General features: G+C 70.0%; 7 protein-coding genes. 6 read left to right on the top strand and 1 reads right to left on the bottom strand.

The genetic code is table 11. From position 1 onward, the window contains the following. Window positions 1-271 precede the first annotated feature (271 nt). From VIU94_RS13440 to VIU94_RS13420, 5 genes are all read left to right on the top strand, one after another. Window positions 272-850: a hypothetical protein gene (locus VIU94_RS13440; RefSeq protein ID WP_331911040.1), complete on the top strand. Its 579-nt coding sequence runs from the start codon at window positions 272-274 to the stop codon at window positions 848-850. Window positions 851-864: 14 nt separating this feature from the next. Further along, a complete protein-coding gene (locus VIU94_RS13435) occupies window positions 865-1,041 on the top strand; it encodes a hypothetical protein (protein WP_331911038.1) in 177 nt (58 codons plus the stop codon). Between the two features lie 126 nt (window positions 1,042-1,167). Continuing rightward, a complete protein-coding gene (locus VIU94_RS13430) occupies window positions 1,168-1,602 on the top strand; it encodes a BlaI/MecI/CopY family transcriptional regulator (protein ID WP_331911036.1) in 435 nt (144 codons plus the stop codon). A gap of 9 nt (window positions 1,603-1,611) precedes the next feature. Next, window positions 1,612-2,154: an amino-acid N-acetyltransferase gene (locus tag VIU94_RS13425; RefSeq protein ID WP_331911034.1), complete on the top strand. Its 543-nt coding sequence runs from the start codon at window positions 1,612-1,614 to the stop codon at window positions 2,152-2,154. A gap of 144 nt (window positions 2,155-2,298) precedes the next feature. Then, on the top strand, window positions 2,299-2,634 hold the full coding sequence (locus VIU94_RS13420) for a histone-like nucleoid-structuring protein Lsr2 (RefSeq protein WP_331911032.1): 336 nt from the start codon (window positions 2,299-2,301) through the stop codon (window positions 2,632-2,634). On the opposite strand, the gene VIU94_RS13415 is transcribed toward VIU94_RS13420, so the two are convergent. Continuing rightward, entirely contained in the window at window positions 2,613-3,161 is a 549-nt protein-coding gene (locus VIU94_RS13415; RefSeq protein ID WP_331911030.1) for an SCO3374 family protein, read from the bottom strand. The genes VIU94_RS13420 and VIU94_RS13415 overlap by 22 nt on opposite strands. A 443-nt stretch (window positions 3,162-3,604) precedes the next feature. Here VIU94_RS13415 and VIU94_RS13410 point away from each other — a divergent pair. After that, window positions 3,605-4,405 (top strand): Clp protease N-terminal domain-containing protein (locus tag VIU94_RS13410; protein WP_331911028.1); only part of this gene is annotated, 801 nt, incomplete at its 3' end.

The following is a 4,405-nucleotide window of genomic DNA, read 5'->3' as shown; positions in this document are numbered from 1 at the left end:
CCGGCACCGCGCCGCGGCTCCCGCTCTGCACCGTGCCGCGGCTCCCGCTCTGCACCGTGCCGCGGCTCCCGCTCTGCACCGTGCCGCGGCTCCCGCTCTGCACCGTGCCGCGGCTCCCGCCCGGCATTGCGCCGCCGCTGCCCCGCCGTCCACCAGCCCCCGGCAGGGTTTCGGGAAGGGGTGGGGTGGGGGACTTTCGGGCGACCTTCATCGGCGCGCCACAAACCCGCAGATAAGCGAAGTTTGTCTGATTAGCGCGTATCGTCGCCGCATGCCCACGCCATACGGATCCCGCGGCGGCCTCGCCTTCGGCGCGGACGAACTGCGCGTGCTGCGGCGCGCTCTCGCCAGTGCCCTGTGCCCGATGCCGCTCGACGACGAGGACGTGCAGGACTGCCTGCGGCTCGCGGACGCGCTCGACGAGGCCGTCCGCGAGGCCGGACGGCTGCGCGCCTTCCTGCTCGACGACCTCGACCGCTACCGCGCCGCCCTGCCCGGCTCCGCCCCCGGCTATCTGGAACTCCTCCAGGACGCCCTGGCCGCCGGCTACGACCCCCTCCCCGAGGACCTCGCCGCGCTGCGCCCGCTGCGCGAGCGGCCGGTCGCCGCCGCGCTCCTGGAGCGGTGCGCGGTGCTCGCCGAGCGGTCCGTGCGCGCCCGCCTCGCCAGGCCCCGTACCCGGCTGCTCGCGCTGCCAGGCGGGCGGGCCGCGGACGAGCCGAAGCCCAAGCCCACGCCCGCCCCGCGGCCGAAGCCCGACGAGCGCCCGGTGCCCAAGCCCTCCGAGGTGTTCCCGCCGCGCCGACGCCCCGTTCCCCCGCCCCCGCCCGAGGAACGGGTCGCCGGATAGCTACTCTGGACGCCATGGAATACGTATCCGCGCTCCTGCCCCCCGTCGTGATGGCCCTGTTCTTCACCGGCCTCGTCGTGACGATCGTCAAGAGCCAGGGCGGTCCCAACAAGGCCAAGGAGGACGCGGCCGTGGACGCCGCGCTCGCCCGCGCCGAAGCCGCCCGCCAGGCGGACGGCAGCGACCGCTAGCACCGGCCCGCCACCCCCGCGAGGGCGTACGACCACTGCCGTGGCGTGCGCCCTTTTTCGTTGGGTTTCACCCGGTTCGCTCCGTCAATAACCGGCCATTCCGGCATCGCGGACTAAGGTGGCAATGTGCCCCGTCAATTGGGAGAGCTCGAAGACGCCGTCATGACACGCGTCTGGCAATGGAACCGCCCGGTGACCGTCCGGGAAGTCCTGGAGGATCTCCAGCAGGAACGGTCCATCGCCTACACCACCGTCATGACGGTAATGGACAATCTCCATCAGAAGGGCTGGGTACGCCGGGAAGTAGACGGCCGGGCCTATCGATATACCGCGGTCTCCACCCGCGCCGCCTACTCCGCCGCGCTCATGAACGAGGCCTGGGCGCAGAGCGACAACCCCGCCGCCGCTCTGGTCGCCTTCTTCGGCATGATGTCCGCCGAGCAGCGCGAAGCCCTCGACGACGCCGTACGGATGGTCCAGCGGGACACCCCGAATGCCCCGGAAGGACTGCCCGCGACCTCCGCGGAGGGCGGCGAGAGCGCCGCCGAGCCGGGGCGATAACGTCCCCCCATGTCGACGTCCTCCGCATCCGTCTCCGCAACCGCGCCGAAAGCCGTCACCGTACGCCGCGCCCGCACCTCCGATGTCGCCGCGGTCCGAAGGCTCGTCGACCCGCTCGTTCGCCGCGGCATCCTGCTCGACAAAGCGACGGTGACGCTTTACGAGCACATCCAGGAGTTCTGGGTCGCGGAACGCGACACCGACGGAGTCGTCGTCGGCTGCGGCGCTCTCCATGTGATGTGGGAAGACCTCGCGGAAGTACGCACGCTCGCCGTCGACCCGGACTTCAAGGGCGCCGGCGTGGGACATCAGGTGCTCGACAAGTTGTTGCACACCGCCCGATGGCTGGGCGTCCGCCGGGTTTTCTGCCTCACCTTCGAAGTCGAGTTCTTCGCGAAGCACGGCTTCGTCGAGATCGGCGAGACGCCCGTCGACGGAGATGTCTACAGCGAGCTCCTGCGTTCCTATGACGAGGGCGTCGCCGAGTTCCTCGGTCTCGAACGAGTGAAGCCGAACACCTTGGGCAACAGCCGGATGCTTCTGCACCTGTGAGCGTAAGCAACGACCGGATCCCTATGTCCGAATCGCGCACGTTTCCCGCGTTGTCGAGCTTCTGAACCTCTGCCAGGGGTTTGTGTTTTTCCGGGAAAAGCGGTTTCCTTTCCGCGTACTGCATTTTCGATGAAAGGAAATCCGGTGGCACAGAAGGTTCAGGTCCTTCTTGTCGACGACCTCGACGGCGTCGAGGCGGACGAGACCGTGACGTTCGCTCTGGACGGCAAGACCTACGAGATCGATCTCACCACCGCCAACGCGGACAAGCTCCGCGGCCTGCTCGAGCCGTACACCAAGAGCGGCCGTCGCACCGGTGGCCGCGCCGCCACCGGCCGTGGAAAGGGCCGCGTCGCCGCCGGCGGTAACAAGGACACCGCGGAAATCCGCGCCTGGGCGAAGGCGAACGGTTACGAGGTCAACGACCGCGGCCGCGTCCCGGCCTCGGTGCGCGAGGCCTACGAGAAGGCCAACGGCTGAGTTCGCGCCAGCCGGAGCCGGTGGCATTCCGTCGCCGCCGCCTCCACCAGTCGCACCAGACCGGGGGCGTCCTCGCAGCCCCCGACCGCCGGCAGCGCCGGCAGCGACGACTCGACCTCGCGGCCGGGCACGGGGGGCCGCAGCCACACCGCGGCGCCCGGCCGGTCGGAGCCGCTCCATCCTGGGGGAACGGGAGCGGTCATCCGGCCGCCCGGGCCGAGCCCGGCGAGGTCCAGGGCGATCCCGCCCCACTCCAGCCAGTCGAGCAGCCCCGGCAGCTCCTCCGCGCCTCCCGCGGCCACGAGCAGCCGCATCCGGCGCCCCATGAGGGCCACGGGGCCGACGCCGCCCACCCGCCGCAGCGCCGCGTGCCCGGCCGCCGCGGGCAGTTCGAGCACGTCGAACCGCAGCCCGGTCGGCAGCAGCACCGGCGGCCCCTCGACGGTCGCCCAGCCGAGCTCGTGCTCGTACCACCGCGCGAGGCCGTCCTCGGACGGTGAGCGGGGAAGCGGGACGGTGAAGGCCATGCCCGGGGAACTCCGGCACCTGCCGAATGGTTACGCCTATGCGGTCACGCACGGTCGACGCGACGTCGCGCATCGTGATCATCGCCGGGTTCGCGGGTGCATTCGGCGGCGCAAGGGTGTTCGCCCTTAGCGGAGGGAACCGGGGTAAGCCGCATGGAGTGTCAGTGCCTACGGGTAAGACATTCCATGTGGGGAGGGGCGACACGCGGGCTTTGGCGTCTCACGTTCGCCATCGGCGTACTGATGGCACGGGTAACTGCCTGGCCTGCGGGAACATCGTCTCGCACCATCGGGTTAGGACAGTTGTCGGCGTTCGGGGTCAGGAGGCCAAGGACGGGTGTCGGCAGTTGGAATGAGCGGTCCCCGCTTGCGGGACTAAGCTGCGGAAGGACAGGGAGGGGATCGACCCCTAACTGACTGACCGCTCTGAGGAGCGATTAACGATGTTCGAGAGGTTCACCGACCGCGCGCGGCGGGTTGTCGTCCTGGCTCAGGAAGAAGCCCGGATGCTCAACCACAACTACATCGGCACCGAGCACATCCTCCTGGGCCTTATCCACGAGGGTGAGGGTGTCGCCGCTAAGGCCCTGGAGAGCCTCGGGATTTCGCTCGAGGCGGTCCGCCAGCAGGTTGAGGAGATCATCGGGCAGGGGCAGCAGGCCCCGTCCGGCCACATCCCCTTCACCCCGCGTGCCAAGAAGGTCCTGGAGCTGTCGCTCCGCGAGGCCCTCCAGCTCGGCCACAACTACATCGGCACGGAGCACATCCTGCTCGGCCTGATCCGCGAGGGCGAGGGCGTCGCCGCCCAGGTCCTCGTGAAGCTGGGCGCCGATCTCAACCGGGTGCGGCAGCAGGTCATCCAGCTGCTCTCCGGCTACCAGGGCAAGGAAGCCGCCACGGCCGGCGGCCCGGCGGAGGGCACCCCCTCCACCTCGCTCGTCCTGGACCAGTTCGGCCGGAATCTCACCCAGGCCGCTCGTGAGTCCAAGCTCGACCCGGTCATCGGGCGCGAGAAGGAGATCGAGCGGGTCATGCAGGTGCTGTCCCGGCGTACCAAGAACAACCCGGTCCTCATCGGCGAGCCCGGCGTCGGCAAGACGGCGGTCGTCGAGGGCCTGGCGCAGGCCATCGTCAAGGGCGAGGTGCCCGAGACCCTCAAGGACAAGCACCTCTACACCCTGGACCTCGGCGCGCTGGTCGCCGGCTCCCGCTACCGCGGTGACTTCGAGGAGCGCCTGAAGAAG

Origin of the sequence: Streptomyces sp. (assembly GCF_036566765.1) — a bacterium.
GTDB lineage: Bacteria > Actinomycetota > Actinomycetes > Streptomycetales > Streptomycetaceae > Streptomyces.
Note: the sequence above shows the minus strand (reverse complement) of the source record. Positions and strands in the feature narration are given on the sequence as shown.

Bases quoted from the DNA above. Each gene is read 5' to 3' on its own strand.
- VIU94_RS13440 (WP_331911040.1), top strand. From the start codon at position 272: ATGCCCACGCCATACGGATCCCGCGGCGGCCTCGCCTTCGGCGCGGAC.
- VIU94_RS13435 (WP_331911038.1), top strand. From the start codon at position 865: ATGGAATACGTATCCGCGCTCCTGCCCCCCGTCGTGATGGCCCTGTTC.
- VIU94_RS13425 (WP_331911034.1), top strand. From the start codon at position 1,612: ATGTCGACGTCCTCCGCATCCGTCTCCGCAACCGCGCCGAAAGCCGTC.
- VIU94_RS13415 (WP_331911030.1), bottom strand. From the start codon at position 3,161: ATGGCCTTCACCGTCCCGCTTCCCCGCTCACCGTCCGAGGACGGCCTC.